The organism is Thalassotalea fonticola (genome assembly GCF_032911225.1).
Lineage (GTDB): Bacteria > Pseudomonadota > Gammaproteobacteria > Enterobacterales > Alteromonadaceae > Thalassotalea_A > Thalassotalea_A fonticola.
On record NZ_CP136600.1, the window covers coordinates 1,881,390 to 1,900,152 of the forward strand.

An 18,763-nucleotide genomic window follows, 5' to 3' on the forward strand; every position below is an offset into this window, starting at 1 on the left:
AAAAGACTGTTAACTACTTAAATTTTAAGGATAAAGTCTTATTATTGTATATACTCATCTAGTATATAAGTTATAGCTTAAGACTAAAACAAATCAACTTTTATCTATATCCTTTTGGTAAAAATTTAACTTTTCATTCAGTTTTTAACGTTGCTTAATATAGATTGCAGATAGATGTTAAAAATACATATCTAGAGATTACAAGTGCTGTATATACGTGGTAAAAATATTCACTTCCTTCCTATAACGATTTAAAGTAAAGTCATTGTAGACACATGTAAATAAAAGAATTTATTTTTAAAACACAACAAAACTGCAAATTTTAAAAGGGATTTTAATGATTATTAAAGCGAAACTAAATACCTGTTTTATACTCTTTTGTAGCGTGTTACTTTTCACGTTACCAAGCCAAGCAAATCAATGGGGTAAACTTTTTGATTATGGTCAATATCAAAATGCAAAAATTTCTCCCGATGGAAAACACTTAGCAGTATCAGTACTCAGCAAAAATAAACAATCATTAGTATTTTTTGAAATGAAAACGTTCACTATCGTGGGAGGAGCAAAATTTTCAGGAAAATATGAGGTTGGAGATTACCAATGGGTTAACAATGAACGGGTTGTAATTAATATGGTGAAACGTAGAGGTTGGCTTGAAAAACCTGTTTTCTATGGTGAGTTATATGCCGTTAATTATGACGGTTCAAGAGGCGAGATGATTTATGGCTATCAATCAGGAGAGATGCAAACGGGTTCAGCAATAAAAAAGAAGAAAAGCACAATGGGCTGGGCTGACATCATTGATATTTTACCTGAAGATGAAAAACACATTTTAATTAGCTCTACTCCTATGAGTAAAACTGGTGAACGCACACCTTCGGTATTCAAGCTTAATATTTATTCAGGAGTAACAAGAAAAAAATTAGCAACCTCTCCGGTACCATTCGCTAGGTTTTTGACAGATACTTCAGGGAAGTTACGAGCTGTTGTAGGTACCGATAAAAATGATCAGGAAAAACTATACATTAGAAATGAAGATGAGTGGCACCTAATCGACAGCGATATAGTCGGTACCAATATAAACCCACTAGCGATAAGTGCATCAGGTAAATATTTGTATAGTCTCGATAATCATCAGCAAGATTTGAGGGGTGTCTTTAAACTTGATTTGGAAGATTATTCATATAAAAACTTTTTCACCGATCAGGAAGTCAATATTACAAGCGTTGAGATGACCACAGATGGTCGCTCGGTGTATGCGGTTAAGCTCGATGATGGTTACCCTTCCTATGTAATATTAAATAGTAAACTTGAAGAAGCAAAAGTCTATAAAGACTTAATCAAATCTTTTCCGTACAGCGAAATCAGCATAACCAGTAAGACTAAAGATGGTAACTTTTATGTGGTTTATGTTTCATCTGACGTTGACCCTGGCCAAATCTTTCTATTTGATAAAAAACAGAATAAATTAATGTTTTTATTTAAATATAAACCAGAGATAAAAACGTCCGAGTTTGTTCAAGTTGAACCAATAGAATTCAAAGCCGCAGACGGCCAAAAAATCGATGGTTATTTCACCCAAGGTAAAGCCACAACAAAAGACAAAATAGCGCCAGTCGTCGTATTAGTACATGGTGGACCTCATGGTGTTCGTGATTACTGGAATTTCTCAAGTCAAGTTCAATACCTGGCGCTCAATGGTTATTCCGTTTTGCAAATTAACTATCGCGGTTCAGGTGGTTATGGCCATGACTTTGAAAGTGCAGGACATCAAGCTTGGGGAAGTATTACACAGCAAGATATTCATGATGGCTATCAATGGCTAGTTAAACAAAATAAAGCGATTGCCAACAATGTATGCATTATGGGGGCTAGCTTTGGCGCTTATTCAGCAATTCAAAGTACGACGTTATATCCTGACACATATAAATGTGCAATTGCTAATGCTGGCATTTATGATTTAGAACTGATGTTTGATAAAGGAGACATACAAGAACGTCGCTCTGGTTTGAGCTATTTAAACCAGGTTTTAGGTTCTGATCAGCAACAACTTAAAAGCATGTCACCAGTAAATTATGTCGACAGAATTGATGTACCTTTATTGTTGGCTCATGGCAAAGAAGATGAAAGAGCTCCTTTAGAGCATGCTGAGCGCTTAAGAGAAGCTTTAGACAAGGCTAATAAACCCTATGAATGGTTTATTCTAGATAAAGAAGGGCATGGTTTCTTCAACCCTGAAAACCAAAAAGCTTATATGAAAAAGGTTGTTAGCTTTTTAGATAAGCACTTAATTTAGCTCTGTATCATCGTGTAGACCTAGTTCATAACAACACAATAAAAAGCCCCCAGTAATTGGATATTCCAACTATTGGGGTCACTTCAGTATTTAGGCGCTCCTAAGCTACAAACCATTGTAATACTGAATATTGGTAAACTCTGGCACCATAGACTTTAGTGTTTCTTTTGCAGGTAAGTTTCCGCAGGAGTCACCACTGAGCAATTGTTCAAATTGTTTAATCAGTTGTGGCTTGTCTGGTGATTCTTTATCACCTGCACCGATATTCGTTAAATCAATCATAAAGCCGTCAAATAAGTCGGCAAGATCATCAATGATCTCAGGATTTAAAAACTGATCTTGATTATAAATACTTGGGTAACCGGCTTTTTGCTTATCAATGGCAAATGATGCACCTTTAAGATTTGTGATGCTGGTTGATTTGTCACAAGACAACATACAGCCATTATCAATTCTTGGTTTTTCACAGCCGACACTTTGCTGGAAGAAACACTGTCTGCTGGCCATCAATAAAATAGGATGATAAATGCTATACATCATTTTAAAATTATTAGGACGAGCAATGGTTTGAATTTGCTGTTTATTAATTTCATTCGAAATAAACGCGCCGCTACAATCGAACTCCTCTTGCATCGCTAAAAGTACATAAGAATTTGTTGTATTTAAAAATGGACCAGCAATCCACTTAATGCCTAACTCATAAGCTCGATACGCGATTCCGGTGTTATTGGTAACGATAAGTTCAGGCTTAACTTGTTCTAAAATATTTAGCGCAACATCATAATCTTTACCAATTAATACCGCTGGGAACCAGGGAATCAAACGAGGGTTTTGTTGTAAAAAGGTAACATACTTTGTACAACCGCGTTTATATGCGTCAGGTAATTTAAAGTAAATATCAGCATCAGTAACATCAGCTAACGCTAAGTCGGCTTCATCACAAATGAGAATGGAGAGTTTTGCACGTTTTTCTTGTTCGTCCGATGCTTTCGCAACTGTGCTTGTGATTTTAGCTTTGGCGTGTCTTGCAAGTTTTGGCAGTTGAACTTCTGGTATTGCTTTTTGATTATGAAGTAATGAATAAATTTCATTTTTAAGAGCCGTAAGCGCTTTAAATGGAACGCTTACATTGCTAGCTAAGTCTTCAATATTCAATGCGATTAAATCAAACTCTGCGTTGCCTAAACTTTTAAAACGCTTTTCAATAGTCGCTTGCTCAATACCGGCTTGTTCACTTTGTCTTAATAGTGCCTCAGAACTCACAACAAAAGTGTTTTTAGTTCGTTCATCAGACAAACTAAGCATTGCACTTTGATCAGTGGTAACGGTAACCGTTAATGGTTGCCCTACTTCACCAGAAAACACTAAACTTAGTAATATTTTATCAATATTAAGATACTTTATTTTGTCGAACACTGTTGCTGATATTTGATCTTTTTCTTTATTAAGACTTTGTTCTACTTCTTGAATTTGCACGACAGAAATAGCATTGCTGGCGTCTATCGCATAATTTTTTGAATTATCACGTGGGTTTTCAATAAACATGGACTGGTTTAAATCACCACGCAAAAAGGCATTGGTTAAATCACGATTAAACACTTTATATAGGCGCTCACCATCTTGAGTTAATTCACCGGTTTCAATAATGCCATCTATTTGTTTTCTAAAACTATCAACCACAGTATGCACATAACTTGCACCCTTAATACGACCTTCAATTTTGAACGAATGAACACCCGCATCGATTAACGCTGGTAAATCAAAAAATGCTGAGTTGTCTTTGATATTTAATGGAAAGTTATTACCAGCAGGTGTGGTTTCATATTCTTCACGACACGCTTGACTGCAACGACCTCGGTTACCTGAATTACCAACACTTGCAGACGTTGAATAACAGAGTCCTGAAAATGCCACACAAAGTGAGCCATGCACAAATACTTCAGTTAAAACATCGTGCTCGCGACCCGCGGTTGCCATTGTGGTTATTTCACGTAAATTTAATTCTCTTGATAAATTAACCCGTGATGCACCTAATTTTTTTAAGAATGCTATTTGGCCAATATTATGGGTGGTCATTTGCGTAGATGCATGAATATCTAATGTAGGGAAATGTTTTTTAAGAATGTAAAACATACCTATATCTTGCACAATAACACCGTCGAGAGAGGTATTTACTAGCTTGCTTAATAATTTAGCTAGCGATTTAAATTCGCGTTCTAAAATAACAATATTAAGTGTTAAGAATATTTGGCATTGATACTGATGTGCTAAACGAATTAAGCCGACAAGTTCATCAAAATATATATTAGACGCACGGTTACGAGCATTAAACATATCTAAACCACAATATACGGCATCAGCTCCGGCAATAATGGCTGCTTTAATGGCGTCAACATCGCCACCGGGTGCTAATAATTCAATTTTAGGATTCATTTATACAACTTATAATCGTTACTTAGCCAACAACTTTGCTAATAATAGTGTGAGTTTATTTCGATGCGGGGATTTTACCCGTATATTTCATGGCTGAATAGCGATAAAGTAAGCTTATTCGTTAAAGAGCTAATTATCTAAGCTAGATATACAAGCAACTTTCATTAACAAGAAGCACACATGACATTACCCGTTTTATATTCTTTAAGAAATTGCCCTTATGCAATGCGTGCCCGGTTAGCAATATACAAATCAAAACAGCCCATCGAATTACGCGATGTTGTTTTGACCAATAAGCCAAAAGCAATGATCAGCGCATCAGCAAAAGGCACGGTGCCAATTTTAGTATTAACGTCAGAGCACGTAATTGATGAAAGTTTAGATGTGATGTTATGGGCACTTAATGAAAGTGATCCAGATGACTTACTGCACGGTGAAAACTCATTAACTGATATTTTGAACTTAATTCACCAATTTGATGATGAATTTAAAACATGTTTAGAGCAATATAAATGCGCGAAACGATATCACGAAAGTAACCTAAGTGAATGTCGACAAGCATGCGAAGTATATTTAAAAGACTTAGAGCTGCGCTTAACCGATCATGACTATATTATTGATGAAAAAGAAAGCTTAGCCGATATCGCCCTGCTGCCCTTTATTCGTCAATTTGCCAAAATAGAACGTCAATGGTATCTGCAATCACCATACCCCAATGTAAAGCGATGGCTTAATCGATACTTGCAAAGCGCAATGTTTACCAAGGTGATGGCTAAATACCCTTTGTGGTCAGAAAATAGCGAAATCACAGTCTTTACTGGTTAACAATGAAATAGAAGCTAAGGATTCGGCGTGCCAGTATCCTTTTTAATCGATGCTAGATGATCTTCGATCACCTGCCATAAGGGAGTGTCTGCCCAAGTATCATCGAGATAAAAAGCTTCAGGTTCTTCTTCTTTTGGATCTACCAGCAGGTTGTAGATTGATGGATAAGCCATGTTTAGGATCGCATAACTCTTTTCATCTATTTCCTTGATAAGCATCTTCCAATTGCGCCACTTCACGCCAAAAAGTTCATTACCGATATATATGACCATTGACTCTCTAGCGGACTTCGAAGACTTTGCCATAAAAAAATCAGATTGATCAACACCATCGAGTATCCTATCTTGTGGGATATCACCGCCGGTAAATTTAGCTAAAGTGGGAAATACATCGATCAGATGGACAATGTCATTTGATACTTGCTTGGCAGGAATTTTCATCGGATAGCGGATCAAAAAAGGAACCCGTAAGGAGCCTTCATAGGGAGAAAACATGGCGCCTCGCCAAGGTCCGGTGAATCCAAAAGATCTTTTTATACCTTCACGACCATTGTCCGAAGTAAAGATAAAGATAGTGTTATCTTTAAGTCCTAGCTTATCAATGGTATCGAGGACTTCACCGACATAGGTATCAGTTTGTGCCAAAACATCGGCAAAACTTCCATTTCCCGTTTTCCCCTTAAAGTCAGGGTGGGCATCGACCGGTTCATGGGTTTGCGTGTAGGGCAGATAGGCGAAAAAAGGCTTTTCAGCTTTAGCCTTACGCTTGATAAAATCTATGGCCTGATCTGTGATTTCTCGATCGATAGTCGCACGTTTGGCTCGGCCATAAACTTCAAGTTTTTTCGGGTTTTGACCTTTTGTTGCCGTCATAATGTGGGTAAATTTAACGCCAGCGTCCTTTTGAAAGCTAGCACTATCAGGCCAGAAGGCTTGATCCGAAGAGTTGGGGATACCATACCATTCATCAAACCCTTGATCTGTAGGATAACGCCCTTCGGCATCGCCCAAATGCCATTTGCCGAACATCCCCGTTACGTAATCAGCCTCTGACAACATTTCAGCTAAGGTGATCTCCCACTTCGTTATCCCGTACCATATCCCCCTGGGAGCACCATCTCGAGTTTGTCGAGTGCGAATACCATAGCGACCAGTCATCAATGCGGCTCTCGATGGCGTGCACTCTGCTTCAACATTAAAGTTGGTGAGTTGTAAACCTTGTGCGGCAATACTATCAATATTGGGCGTTGGGGCTCCGCGCAGTACTCCGCCGCCATATACACCAATTTCCCCATAGCCAAAATTATCCATAAGCACTAAAACAATATTGGGCTTACTCTCATTCTTTGGCGCTGCAATTGTCTGAGGAATTAATACAATAAGGATTAATAGAAATGTCAGAATCTTCATTTCTCGAATGTACTTGGACATCACCGTCTCCTTTAAGGGAATATAGGCCTATGTTGCAAGTAACCGCTTTCTGTGACTTTGCAATTTCAATAGGGTTATAGTGCTATTTTTTACTTTATATCCAATAAGGTATAGGCAAAAAACTCTAAACTGTATACCCAATTTGGGTAGTGTTTATTGGGTTCTAACTTATCAAAGCTCAACATTCTGATATTTTCTCGTTTGGATTTACTTAGATTTATCCGCTGTCACTAAGCAGCAAACGTTTACATTAGTTATAGCTGTAAAATGGTAAGCCAAACATTAAAAACAAAAACCCATTTGCTTAATATCCCCTTAATAACTTAAAATAACCGCAATTAATTTTGCTTTAAAATAAAAAGGTTTTCCCATGGCTCAGCCGTTACCAGATAAGTTCATCATGTCGATGAACCGCGTTTCAAAAGTTGTAGCACCTAAACGTACAATTTTAAAAGATATATCACTTTCATTTTTTCCAGGTGCTAAAATTGGTGTTTTAGGTTTAAATGGCTCTGGTAAATCAACGCTTTTACGTATTATGGCCGGTGTTGACACCGAATTTGAAGGTGAAGCACAAGCACTTTCAGGAACTAAAATTGGTTACTTAGAACAAGAACCAAAACTTGATGAAGAAGCAACAGTACGTGAATGTGTAGAACAAGCAGTTAGTGAAGTAAAAAATGCTTTAGCTCGTTTAGATGCGGTTTATATGGAGTACGCAGAAGAAGGCGCTGACTTTGATGCCCTTGCCAAAGAGCAAGGCGAGTTAGAAGCAATCATTGAAACTCATGACGGTCACAATATTGATAACGTATTAGAACGTGCTGCCGATGCCCTGCGTTTACCTGAATGGGATCAACAAATTAAAGTACTTTCAGGTGGTGAGCGTCGCCGCGTAGCACTTTGTCGCTTGCTTCTTGAGAAGCCAGATATGTTATTACTTGATGAACCAACTAACCATTTAGATGCTGAATCGGTTGCCTGGTTAGAGCGTTTCTTACATGACTACTCTGGTACCGTTGTGGCCATCACCCATGATAGATATTTCTTAGATAATGTTGCTGGCTGGATTTTAGAGCTAGACCGTGGTCATGGTATTCCATATGAAGGTAACTATACCAATTGGCTTGAACAAAAGGATGCCCGTTTAGAACAAGAAAAACGTACCGAAAATGCACTAGCAAAAACCATTAAGCACGAGCTTGACTGGGTACGTTCAAATCCTAAGGGGCGCCAAGCTAAATCGAAAGCCCGTATGGCACGTTTTGAAGAGTTATCGAGTAACGAAAACCAAAAACGTAATGAAACAAATGAATTATATATTCCACCTGGACCACGTTTAGGTGACAAAGTTATCGATGTTGAAAACATTACTAAAGCATACGGCGAGCGTGTATTAATTGACGATTTAAGCTTTTCTATACCTAAAGGCGCGATCGTTGGTATTATTGGTCCAAACGGCGCGGGTAAATCAACATTATTTAAAATGCTTTCGGGGGCTGAAACACCAGATTCTGGTTCTGTTGCCGTTGGTGATACAGTACAACTTGCCTCTGTTGATCAATTCCGTGACGATATGGATGATAGTAAAACGGTTTACCAAGAAATTTCTGAAGGTGCTGAAATCATTCAAATCGGTACTTATGAAACTCCTGCCCGTGCTTATGTAAGCCGTTTTAACTTTAAAGGTACCGATCAACAAAAAGTAATTGGCCAGTTATCTGGAGGTGAACGTAACCGCGTACATTTAGCCAAACTGGTTAAAACAGGTGGTAATGTATTGCTACTGGATGAGCCAACCAATGACTTGGATATTGAAACCTTACGTGCCCTTGAAGAAGCTATTTTAGAGTTCCCTGGCTGTGCCATGGTGATTTCTCATGACCGATGGTTTTTAGACAGAATTGCTACTCATATCATCGATTATCGCGATGAAGGGCAAGTGAATTTCTACGAAGGTAACTTTACTGATTACGAAGAATGGTTGAAGAAAACTCTGGGTCCAGCGGCCACAGAGCCACATCGTATTAAGTACAAGCGTATTGCGAAGTAAGTAAAAAACGAGAGACTAGAAACCGACCAATGGTCGTCCTGAACTTGTTTCAGGATCTAAAAAATATGCCCTTGCTATTCACTTAGCAAGGACATTTTTATTTCGCCAACTTTTCCATTAACTCATTAACAGCATCAAGATGTTCAGGGTTGTTATGGCACATGCCTTGAAATACTGCGCAAATATCTAAAAAGTCAGGTAATTCGGTGCGCTGCGCCATTTTCATTAACCGTTTAGTCATTCTCAGTGCTGCGGTAGGTTTACTAGCAATTTCAGCGGCCAGCTCATTGGCGGCAATCATCAACTGCTCAGGCTCTACTACTTTTAGCACTAAGCCCATATCCAGTGCATCATTGGCATCAATCACTTTTCCGGTAAACGTTAATTCTGCCGCTTTTTGATAACCAATAACTCTTTGCATAAACCAGGCACCACCATCACCTGGAATTATGCCCAAATTTACGAAAGTTTCGCCAAACTTAGCTTTGCTCGAGGCAATACGTAAATCGCACATATTACAAATATCAAAACCAGCACCAATTGCCGGGCCATTAATAGCGGCAATTACTGGCACTTCACATTTTTGAATGGCAAGTGGGATACGTTGGATACCTTGGCGATATCTATTTTCAAGTTCGCTCACATCCCCTGCAAAGTCGCCACTGCGGTTAGCCATATCTTTAATATTGCCACCCGATGAAAACGCCGAACCGGCACCAGTGATTATCAACACAGCTATGTCTTTAGTCTTATTAATCCAAGTAACGGTATCAACAATGTCGTCAGCGATTTGGGTACTGGTTAGCGCATTTCTTAAATCGTGGCGATTAAAAGTTAGAGTTACAATTTTATTATTTAACGATAGGATACTGTCGGTTAATTGAGGTAATGACATTTTACTTTCTTATGTAATGAATAATGAATTCATAATACCTGTTGTAAAATTCAATTTGTAATTTTTATTAATAGCATAAAAAATTATTCATCTGACCATTCATATTCATCAATTGCGGTTCTTGCTTCGGCAATAGTGCAATTTGCCAGAATAACTAATTCAGTAACACTTATACCAGGATTGCGTTTTACTAGATTTAGTATTTCAGCGTGAGTAAAACTCCCCCGCTCTTTTTCAATCAATTTAACTAACCATTGCCACGTTTCTTCTTCAGAATTTCGTACAAGTTCAATGATTGCAGTCATCTGCTCTCGGTCAGCCGTTAAGCGCCAGTTGCGAGAACGGCCAATACGATTGAGTTCACAGCCGGATGTGCGCACCAAAGCCTTCAACTCGAACGCGCGCATTGCCCGGCGTAAAAACGAAGGTAGTAATATATGGTGTGTAGCTGGCAAAGACTTAGTCTCTTAATTAAAGTTTAGAGTGAGTATATCAAGCTATGATAAAACAACAAACCCACCTATAAACAGTGGGTTTGAATTTTTAGCTCTCAATTGATTATTCTGGAATACCATGCATTTCATAGCATTTTACTAGTAAGTCTTCTTCAGATTCAACATGATTAGGATCAGGTTTAATACAGTCAATTGGGCAAGCAATTACACATTGCGCTTTTTCGTAATGACCAACACACTCGGTGCATTTATTTGGATCTATTTCATAAATCTCATCACCTAAGGTGATAGCTTCATTCGGACATTCCGGATCGCACATATCGCAATTAATGCAGGTATCTAAAATCTTTAAAGCCATGTTTATTCGCAGCCTTACCTATTAACTAAACCGAAGCCGACGCTTGGTTTTGCGCAAACGGGTGGCGAGTATTTTCACCGTCATTTAAATAGCGCATGATAATAGCAAATTCTAAATCAAAATCTGTATCGAGTTTAATTTGCACGAAGTGACCCGAGCCTTTCGCATCGGTAACGATTTCACCTTTACGGTTTTGCATGTATTCCAAAACAAAACTTATATTGCCTTGTGGCGTCATTAATTCAATAGAGTCGCCAGTTAAAAACTTATTCTTAACGTCAATTTCAATTAAACCATCATCAGTTCTACCTAGTACTTCACCAACAAATTGCTGACTGTCAGACTTTGAATAACCATATTCATAATTTTGCAAATGATCATGACGGTGGCGCGCCAAGAAACCTTCGGTGTAGCCGCGGCTGGCTAAATGCTCCAGGTTGCCCTTTAAGTCTTCATTGAAACTTTTACCCGCTACTGCGTCGTTCATTGCTTGCTTATAAATTTGCGCAGTACGAGCACAGTAATAAAATGACTTAGTTCGGCCTTCTATTTTTAGTGAATGCACGCCCATTTTTACTAAGCGCTCAACGTGTTCAATAGCCCGTAAATCTTTTGAGTTCATGATGTAAGTGCCATGCTCATCTTCAAACGCCGGCATATACTCGCCAGGACGACCTTGCTCTTGCAATAAAAACACTTCATCGGTAGGCTTTTGCTCTTCTTTGGCCATATCTGGGGTCCAGATTTCTGGTTCTTCAGCACCAATAATATTTTGTTGTGGCGCTACGGCAATAATTTCACCATGCTCGTCTTCTTTCGCATCATGGGCATTGTAAGACCAACGACAAGAGTTAGTACACGTTCCTTGGTTAGGATCACGCTTATTGATATAACCAGACAGTAAACATCGACCCGAATAAGCCATACACAATGCGCCATGAACAAACACTTCAATTTCCATTTCAGGCACTTTCATACGAATTTCTTCAATTTCATCAAGAGATAATTCACGTGATAAAATGACTCGCTCAACACCTTGTTGATACCAAAACTTAACCGTTGCCCAATTCACAGCATTTGCTTGCACTGACAAATGAATCGGCATATCTGGATAGGTTTCACGGACCATCATAATTAAACCAGGATCACTCATAATAAGTGCATCTGGTTTCATGGCAATAACCGGGGCAATATCTTTTAAATAGGTTTTTAATTTTGAATTATGCGGAGAGATGTTGCTCACCACATATAATTTTTTACCAAGCGCATGTGCTTCGTTTATACCAATTTCAAGGTTGGCTAAATTAAATTCATTATTACGAACACGTAAGCTATAACGAGGTTGGCCAGCGTAAACTGCATCGGCGCCATAGGCGAATGCGTAACGCATGTTTTTAAGACTGCCAGCAGGAGATAATAATTCTGGTGTGAACATGGTAATACCAACCCTATTAATTGTAAGGAACTATACCAATTTGATTAAATAATTAGGCTATTTAGAGCGTGTAAGTGAAGGTAGAACAAGTAAAGTTTGTGATAATATAGTCATTCTATATATTACAAACTTTACGCAGTTATCGCTTCTCTTACGCGCTCCCGAAGGGCGAGTTTAAAAGACTTATCTACTGCGTTATTGATTTTGACAAGGGAAAAACCATTCTCTTCAATCAAAGCCTTGTACCTAAGCCTTTTAATTCTCGCTAAATGCGTAATTATTTAATCAACTTGGTATTTAAAAAGAGCGGTATTTTAGTCGCTGAAGACAAAAGGTTCAATACACATTCAGTTAACAACTGTTATTAAATGTACGAACCTTATTCTAAATCAATTAAATTAAGGGCTTAACGGTTAATCTTCTAGATAAGAATTAGTTGCTAATTCAAACTGTGCCAGCATATCTTCAATAAAACGATTCACTTCGCCAGTCATCAGGGTAAAGTCGGCATCAATTTTAACCATCATGTCGTCGTTTGGAATGTCTTCATTTTGCTCATAAACACTGTCATGGAACTTAACGCGTTTAACACTTAGATCATCAGCTAATACACAAGACAAGGTTTGATCCCAGTCGAAAGCAATTTTAACAACTTGCTTTTCGCCCTTCTCACCTAAGTGCGCTAAAATTTCATCGGAGAGTAAGTCTTGGTTTTTACAACGAAGTACAGCGCCATCGTCCCCCATTGCTTTTAATTCACCTTCAAAACCTATGGTAAAACGCTCAGGTAATGTTTGTTCTAATAACCAGCTTGTCATAGTAGTTTCAGCGCCAGCATCTGGTACAAAACTGGTTACCGGCAGTGACCCTAAACATTTGCGCAGTAGTGCTAAAAAATCTTCGGCTTTGCCGCGAGAGCTGGTATTAACCACAATAATATTTTTTTCAGGGCAAATGTAGCCTTGTGTATCGCTAATACGTGAAAAAGCACGTGGCAATAATGCAAAGGTGATGTCTTCTTTAAATTGCTCTTTTTCTTTTTTAGTGGCTTTACGGCTATGCTCTTGCTCTAGTTGTTCAACCTTCTCTTCTAGTGCTTCTTTAACAACTGACGCTGGCAGGATTTTTTCTTCTTTGCGAGCCGATAATAAGTAACAACCATTAGCGTGATGCAATAATCTATTACCATGTTTACCGATGGCACTTGCCCAGCCAAAGCGAGCTAACTCAGTTTTACCACAAGGTGCAAATACATGTTCTTGCAAGGCGGTTTCCAGCTCTTCTTCAGTTTGAGTAAATGGGCGAGTGAATGCGAAAATGTATAAATTTTTAAACCACATGGATATATTTCCTTTCCCGAAAGCAGTACGATGGGATTAATTTTATTGATAATTTTAATTCTTGGACAGGCATGATAACTAAACTATTACTACTAAGTATATCTATTTTTTTAGTTTCTAAATTAATGAGTGGCATCCGTTTGAAAAGCTTCTTTACCGCTATTGTTGTGGCGGTGGTTTACTCGGTTGCCGACCTGCTTTTATGGTGGTTAATGGTGTTTTTCGCTATGCCATTGATTATCATCACCTTCGGTTTATTTGTGTTCGTGTTAAACGCGTTTTTATTGTGGCTCACCGATCAAATTATTGACGATTTTGAGATCAAAGACTTCACCACAACCTTTATTGCCTCATTGATTATTTCAGCAATTAATTTAGTGTTGAATTTTCTGTTTTAGTTATTGAGCCAAGGAGATCCTGAAACGAGTTCAGGAAGTAGTTGATTGTTTCAGGAATTAGTTGATTGTTTCAGGGAGTAGTTGATTGTTTCAGGGAGTAGTTGATTGTTTCAGGAAGTAGTTGGTTGTTGCAGTTTTAAGTCATAAACAATTTTTTTCATTTTGAATACTTACTCATGCACGAATAGTAAAACTGTCTTCTGCCTTGAACTTAATGGTGAATGTGCTGCCTTTATTGATCTCACTTTCGATAATAAATCGGGCGTTATGATTATTGGCAACATGCTTCACAATAGCTAAGCCAAGTCCTGTGCCGCCGGTATCGCGCGAACGGGATTTATCTACTCGGTAAAAACGTTCGCTCAAGCGGCTAATATCTTTACTCTCAATGCCACAACCGTTATCTGCGACACTAAATAAACAAGCATCGCCATCAATAGTCCAACTCACTTTAATGTTACCGCCCTCAGGGGTATAGTTCATCGCATTTACCATAAGGTTAGAGCAGGCACTTTTTAACTCTGACTCTATCCCTAAAATTCCAAGTCTTGGATCTATTTCTATATTGATTGAGTGATGCTTTTTCTTATTTAACCAATTTATGTCTTCAACTAACTGTTCGATAAGCTTTGGCATATTCACTTGGCCGCGAATATCTTCATCAGTATGTACTTCCACTCGTGAAAGTAGCAACAGCTGCTGCACTAGCCTATCCATACGAGTAACTTGTTGTTCAATAGTGGCAAATGACTTTCCCCAGTGGGCAGGAATATCTTTATCTTCTTGTACCATTTCTACATAGCCACGCATCACAGTTAATGGTGTTTTAAGCTCATGTGAAACATTAGCAACAAAATCTCGTCGCATCATCTCTAAGCGTTTTAACTGGCTAACATCACGAGCAAGTAATAAGTATTGATCGTCACCATAAGTCATAAACCGCAGTTCTAATTGTTGATTATCATCATCGGGCGATAAAATACTGCAAGGTTCACTAAAGTCTGATTTTTTTAAGTATTTAGTCAATATTGGTGAGCGAACCAGATTATTTATTCGCTGGCCGGAATCAGCAGGCCACTTTATACCCAGTAAACGAGTAGCTTTTTTGTTAGCCCAGCGAATGGAATAATCTAAACCTAAAACAATGGCAGCATCAGGAAGCGCTTCAGCGCCATCACGAAATTGTCTAATGCGTGCATTTAACTGCTTTTGCTTTTGTCGATAATTCTTTATGCGTCGATAGATGCCATCATAGACATGGCCCCAAATCCCTTTGGATTCAGGCGGATGAAGTAAATTTTTTTGCCATAGCCAATCGATAATATTGACTAAGTGCTGGTAATTCCACAGTAATGAAACTGCGGTATAAATCCATAAGCACAACCAAATACTATTAAGCCAGTAACCGATAAAGATACTGGCGAAAATGTATAGAACTTGCTTAAAAATAAATTGCTTTGAGGAAAAGCGATAGATCATAAAAGTGAATTACCTAATTATATTACTTGGTATTACTTACTCGAAAACCGATAACCAGCACCACGAACAGTTTGCACAAACTCCTCATGACCTTGACCTGAAATTGATTTTCTAAGACGTCTAATATGAACATCAACAGTTCTGTCTTCGACGTAAACATTTGTGCCCCATACATTATCAAGTAATTGTTCTCTAGAATAGACTCTTTCAGGGTGGGTCATAAAAAAATGTAACATCTTAAATTCGGTTGGCCCTAAATCTATCGGGTTATCATTAATTTTTACTCGATAAGATACCGGATCTAAAGTTAAACCTTTAAATTCGATAATTTCTTCTAATGAAGTAGGTGCAACACGGCGGATAACCGCTTTGATACGAGCAATTAGCTCTTTCGGTGAAAAAGGCTTGGTAACATAATCATCTACGCCTACTTCAAAACCTCTGACTTTATCATCTTCATCAGAGCGCGCCGTTAACATGATAATTGGTATTTTTGAGGTATAATCATTTTGCTTAATTTCTTTCGCAATTTTAATACCACTAACACCTGGCAGCATCCAATCTAATAGAACTAGATCGGGTAAAGGATCTACCAACAATGCTTTAGCTTGTTCGAAATCTGCTGCTTCAATGGCATTAAAACCATTTTGCTCAAGTACAAACGTGATCATTTCCCGAATTGGGGCTTCATCTTCTACTACCAAAATTTGTCGGCTCATAGCGTTTCCTGACAAATGTTAATTACCTTGTTAACCATCATGCCTGTAAAATATGACAGTTTTATGACAATGGTTAATATAACCTACTTTATACCAAACGGATTAAATATCTGACCATTTAGCGAAAATTAAAAGGTTTAAATACAAGGCATTGATTGAAGAGAATGGTTATTCCCTTGTCAAAATCAATAACGCAGTAGTTAAGCCTTTTAAATTCGCCCTTCGGGTGCTTGAAATAGACGAGATAACTGCCCTAAATTCATATAAATGTAGAATAACTATATCAATATAAATTTTGATTGTTCTCCCACCCATTTCAATGCTCTAAATGACCAGATATTTAATCCGTTTGGTATTATACGAGTGTATAAAAAATTAACTTACAAAAAAGCCGCTATCAAGCGGCTCTTTATAAAATATAGTTAAACTATTAGAATTTGTATTCAATACCTGTTGAAAGGTAGCTCTCGTCTTCATCACCTGTTACATCTTCATCTAAATCAAATGCAGTGTAGAAGGCAAATATTTTAGCATTTTTAGCGAGTGAGTAATCGACACCGGCAGTAAAGGCAGTCTTTTCTGCTTCATCACCAAAATCGTCTTCTGACGTTTGTACTTGACCTTTTAAGGTAAAGTCGTTGATTTTATAAGCGGCTGAAACTAAGAAGCCTGTTGTTTCATCGCCAGTTTCTACAACCTCTTGAGAGTGTGCAATAAAGCCTAATTTAAATCCGGCTAATTTAGTTGCTACATTCAAGCGCATTGCATCTTCGCCATCAACTTCACTATCTAATGCTACAGAAGCGTACCAAGCAGATTTCTTAAGTTTAGAGTCACCGTAAAATATTGCCGTGGAAACACCAGCATCACCACCTTGGTCATCATCGCCTTCAGCTACGTAACTAACGCCAGCATAAAAGTCACCAAATTTAGGTGAAATATAGGTTACCGTTTCACCCATGCGGTTTTCACCTTTCCAAAGGTTTTTAATGTCGGCTTCATAATCACTAAATAAATCAATTTTTCCTTGTGATTGCTTCAACATAGTATCGTTACGACCTAATAGCACAGCACCAAAATTTCCCTTTAAGCCGATATACTGGTTACGACCTTTAATATTATCTTTATCATCAGAATCATCAGCCATTTCAAGCTGAACTTCTGCTTTATAGACAACAGACAGGCTATCATTGACTTTTAAATCACCAGTAACACCTAAACGTGAAGCATTTGATTTCACTTCTGTTTCAGATTCACCGCCTTCATCAGACATTTGTAAGCCAACATTTGCTTTACCGTAAAAATTAATTTCATCTCCAGCCATTACAGGTGCTGCAAATGTAACGGCTAATGCTAAAGCCATTGAAGTTTTAACTAAGTTTGTGTTCGTTAAGTTCATGGGGTTACCCTGTTTAAATATTATTAAGTTTTAAAATTGTGGCTATAATGGCAGGTGAATATTACACTTTTATTACACATTGTAATATTTTTACTAATTTAATTTTTTTCAATATGTCATAAAAGCGTCACATTTCTCTCTTAAGATGGCTTCAACAAATTTAAAACTTAACATTAATTATTAAAAACTCTTTGGAGAGATGAATGAAACTTAAAAGCTTATTAACAGGTGTTAGCATGGCAGTGGCAACATTGGCTAGCCAAAATGCGATGGCAATAGACAGTGACCTGCCTGAATACACAAAAACTAGTGGAGTATCAGGTAACTTATCTTCAGTTGGCTCAGACACATTAGCAAATATGATGACGTTTTGGGCAGAAGAATTTAAACGCACTTACCCAAGTGTAAATATTCAAATTCAAGCTGCTGGCTCTTCTACTGCGCCGCCAGCACTAACTGAATCAACTTCAAGCTTAGGGCCTATGAGCCGTAAAATGAAGTCCAAAGAAATCCAATCTTTTGAGAAAAAATTTGGTTACAAACCTACGCCAGTACGTGTTGCTATAGATGCTTTAGCAGTTTTCGTACACAAAGATAACCCAATTCAAGGTTTAAGCATTGCGCAAGTTGATGCTATTTTTTCCAGCAACCGTAAATGTAAAGGAGAAACCGATGTTGATCGTTGGGGCGCTTTAGGTTTGTCTGGCGACTGGACAGGTAAAGATATTCAATTATATGGTCGTAACTCAGTATCAGGTACTTATGGTTACTTTAAAGGCAAAGCACTTTGTAAAGGTGACTTTAAAAATACGGTAAATGAGCAACCGGGTTCTGCCTCTGTAGTACAGTCTGTATCAGCATCACTTAATGGTATTGGTTATTCAGGAATTGGTTATAAAACATCTGGGGTTCGGGCATTACCTTTAAGTAAAAAAGGCAGCACATTTGTAGAAGCGAACATGGATAACGCAATATCAGGTGACTACCCTCTTTCACGTTACTTATATGTTTATGTTAATAAGCACCCAAACAAAGCATTAGCCCCTAAAGAAGCTGAGTTTCTTAAAATGGTATTATCTAAATCTGGACAAAAGATTGTAGAGAAAGATGGCTATATTCCACTTCCTTCTTCAGTAGTTAACAAGGAGCTTAAGAAATTAGGCATCAGTTTGTAAAAACGGTTTACTAAGTCATAAATAAGAGCCTCAACTGTTAGTATTTCAGTTGAGGCTCTTTTCTTTGTGATGA

Annotated in this window: 15 protein-coding genes; 5 read left to right on the top strand and 10 right to left on the bottom strand. The window is 37.9% G+C overall.

Going from position 1 to position 18,763, the window contains the following annotated elements; genetic code table 11:
• Nucleotides 1-337 precede the first annotated feature (337 nt).
• The gene (locus RI844_RS07580; RefSeq protein WP_348397841.1) at nucleotides 338-2,296 is read left to right on the top strand and encodes an alpha/beta hydrolase family protein; all 1,959 of its coding nucleotides are present in this window, start codon (nucleotides 338-340) and stop codon (nucleotides 2,294-2,296) included.
• A 105-nt stretch (nucleotides 2,297-2,401) separates the two neighbouring features.
• Here the strand turns inward: RI844_RS07580 and RI844_RS07585 are convergent, their stop codons facing one another.
• A complete protein-coding gene (locus RI844_RS07585; protein ID WP_348397842.1) occupies nucleotides 2,402-4,729 on the bottom strand; it encodes a peptidase U32 family protein in 2,328 nt (775 codons plus the stop codon).
• Between the two features lie 180 nt (nucleotides 4,730-4,909).
• Here RI844_RS07585 and RI844_RS07590 point away from each other — a divergent pair, with 180 nt between their 5' ends.
• Nucleotides 4,910-5,554, top strand: coding sequence for a glutathione S-transferase (locus RI844_RS07590; protein ID WP_348397843.1), 645 nt, complete (start codon nucleotides 4,910-4,912; stop codon nucleotides 5,552-5,554).
• 14 nt (nucleotides 5,555-5,568) lie between these two features.
• On the opposite strand, the gene RI844_RS07595 is transcribed toward RI844_RS07590, so the two are convergent.
• Complete coding sequence (locus RI844_RS07595; protein WP_348397844.1) at nucleotides 5,569-6,984, bottom strand: arylsulfatase; 1,416 nt, start codon at nucleotides 6,982-6,984, stop codon at nucleotides 5,569-5,571.
• Between the two features lie 370 nt (nucleotides 6,985-7,354).
• Here RI844_RS07595 and ettA point away from each other — a divergent pair, with 370 nt between their 5' ends.
• A complete protein-coding gene (gene ettA, locus RI844_RS07600) occupies nucleotides 7,355-9,037 on the top strand; it encodes an energy-dependent translational throttle protein EttA (protein WP_348397845.1) in 1,683 nt (560 codons plus the stop codon).
• Between the two features lie 97 nt (nucleotides 9,038-9,134).
• Here ettA and RI844_RS07605 read toward each other — a convergent pair whose 3' ends face one another.
• The 5 genes from RI844_RS07605 to rdgC all read right to left on the bottom strand — a co-directional run bounded on the left by RI844_RS07605 (nucleotide 9,135) and on the right by rdgC (nucleotide 13,520).
• The gene (locus RI844_RS07605) at nucleotides 9,135-9,932 is read right to left on the bottom strand and encodes an enoyl-CoA hydratase-related protein (RefSeq protein ID WP_348397846.1); all 798 of its coding nucleotides are present in this window, start codon (nucleotides 9,930-9,932) and stop codon (nucleotides 9,135-9,137) included.
• A gap of 83 nt (nucleotides 9,933-10,015) precedes the next feature.
• A complete protein-coding gene (locus RI844_RS07610; RefSeq protein ID WP_348397847.1) occupies nucleotides 10,016-10,387 on the bottom strand; it encodes a ribosome recycling factor family protein in 372 nt (123 codons plus the stop codon).
• A gap of 103 nt (nucleotides 10,388-10,490) precedes the next feature.
• A complete protein-coding gene (locus tag RI844_RS07615; protein ID WP_348397848.1) occupies nucleotides 10,491-10,745 on the bottom strand; it encodes a YfhL family 4Fe-4S dicluster ferredoxin in 255 nt (84 codons plus the stop codon).
• 25 nt (nucleotides 10,746-10,770) lie between these two features.
• Nucleotides 10,771-12,180, bottom strand: a complete 1,410-nt coding sequence (trhP, locus tag RI844_RS07620; protein WP_348397849.1) for a prephenate-dependent tRNA uridine(34) hydroxylase TrhP — start codon at nucleotides 12,178-12,180, stop codon at nucleotides 10,771-10,773.
• A gap of 413 nt (nucleotides 12,181-12,593) precedes the next feature.
• Nucleotides 12,594-13,520, bottom strand: coding sequence for a recombination-associated protein RdgC (gene rdgC / locus RI844_RS07625; RefSeq protein ID WP_348397850.1), 927 nt, complete (start codon nucleotides 13,518-13,520; stop codon nucleotides 12,594-12,596).
• A gap of 71 nt (nucleotides 13,521-13,591) precedes the next feature.
• Here rdgC and RI844_RS07630 point away from each other — a divergent pair, with 71 nt between their 5' ends.
• Complete coding sequence (locus RI844_RS07630; protein WP_348397851.1) at nucleotides 13,592-13,918, top strand: phage holin family protein; 327 nt, start codon at nucleotides 13,592-13,594, stop codon at nucleotides 13,916-13,918.
• Nucleotides 13,919-14,092: 174 nt separating this feature from the next.
• Here the strand turns inward: RI844_RS07630 and phoR are convergent, their stop codons facing one another.
• From phoR to RI844_RS07645, 3 genes are all read right to left on the bottom strand, one after another.
• Nucleotides 14,093-15,397, bottom strand: a complete 1,305-nt coding sequence (gene phoR, locus RI844_RS07635) for a phosphate regulon sensor histidine kinase PhoR (protein ID WP_348397852.1) — start codon at nucleotides 15,395-15,397, stop codon at nucleotides 14,093-14,095.
• Between the two features lie 32 nt (nucleotides 15,398-15,429).
• Complete coding sequence (gene phoB, locus RI844_RS07640) at nucleotides 15,430-16,116, bottom strand: phosphate regulon transcriptional regulator PhoB (RefSeq protein ID WP_348397853.1); 687 nt, start codon at nucleotides 16,114-16,116, stop codon at nucleotides 15,430-15,432.
• A gap of 430 nt (nucleotides 16,117-16,546) precedes the next feature.
• Nucleotides 16,547-17,515: a porin gene (locus RI844_RS07645; RefSeq protein WP_348397854.1), complete on the bottom strand. Its 969-nt coding sequence runs from the start codon at nucleotides 17,513-17,515 to the stop codon at nucleotides 16,547-16,549.
• Nucleotides 17,516-17,718: 203 nt separating this feature from the next.
• Here RI844_RS07645 and RI844_RS07650 point away from each other — a divergent pair, with 203 nt between their 5' ends.
• Nucleotides 17,719-18,690, top strand: coding sequence for a PstS family phosphate ABC transporter substrate-binding protein (locus RI844_RS07650; protein WP_348397855.1), 972 nt, complete (start codon nucleotides 17,719-17,721; stop codon nucleotides 18,688-18,690).
• Nucleotides 18,691-18,763 lie beyond the last annotated feature (73 nt).

Bases quoted from the DNA above. Each gene is read 5' to 3' on its own strand.
- RI844_RS07650 (WP_348397855.1), top strand. From the start codon at position 17,719: ATGAAACTTAAAAGCTTATTAACAGGTGTTAGCATGGCAGTGGCAACA.
- RI844_RS07645 (WP_348397854.1), bottom strand. From the start codon at position 17,515: ATGAACTTAACGAACACAAACTTAGTTAAAACTTCAATGGCTTTAGCA.
- phoB (WP_348397853.1), bottom strand. From the start codon at position 16,116: ATGAGCCGACAAATTTTGGTAGTAGAAGATGAAGCCCCAATTCGGGAA.
- trhP (WP_348397849.1), bottom strand. From the start codon at position 12,180: ATGTTCACACCAGAATTATTATCTCCTGCTGGCAGTCTTAAAAACATG.
- RI844_RS07595 (WP_348397844.1), bottom strand. From the start codon at position 6,984: ATGTCCAAGTACATTCGAGAAATGAAGATTCTGACATTTCTATTAATC.
- RI844_RS07605 (WP_348397846.1), bottom strand. From the start codon at position 9,932: ATGTCATTACCTCAATTAACCGACAGTATCCTATCGTTAAATAATAAA.
- RI844_RS07580 (WP_348397841.1), top strand. From the start codon at position 338: ATGATTATTAAAGCGAAACTAAATACCTGTTTTATACTCTTTTGTAGC.
- RI844_RS07585 (WP_348397842.1), bottom strand. From the start codon at position 4,729: ATGAATCCTAAAATTGAATTATTAGCACCCGGTGGCGATGTTGACGCC.
- RI844_RS07615 (WP_348397848.1), bottom strand. From the start codon at position 10,745: ATGGCTTTAAAGATTTTAGATACCTGCATTAATTGCGATATGTGCGAT.
- phoR (WP_348397852.1), bottom strand. From the start codon at position 15,397: ATGATCTATCGCTTTTCCTCAAAGCAATTTATTTTTAAGCAAGTTCTA.
- RI844_RS07590 (WP_348397843.1), top strand. From the start codon at position 4,910: ATGACATTACCCGTTTTATATTCTTTAAGAAATTGCCCTTATGCAATG.
- rdgC (WP_348397850.1), bottom strand. From the start codon at position 13,520: ATGTGGTTTAAAAATTTATACATTTTCGCATTCACTCGCCCATTTACT.
- RI844_RS07630 (WP_348397851.1), top strand. From the start codon at position 13,592: ATGATAACTAAACTATTACTACTAAGTATATCTATTTTTTTAGTTTCT.
- ettA (WP_348397845.1), top strand. From the start codon at position 7,355: ATGGCTCAGCCGTTACCAGATAAGTTCATCATGTCGATGAACCGCGTT.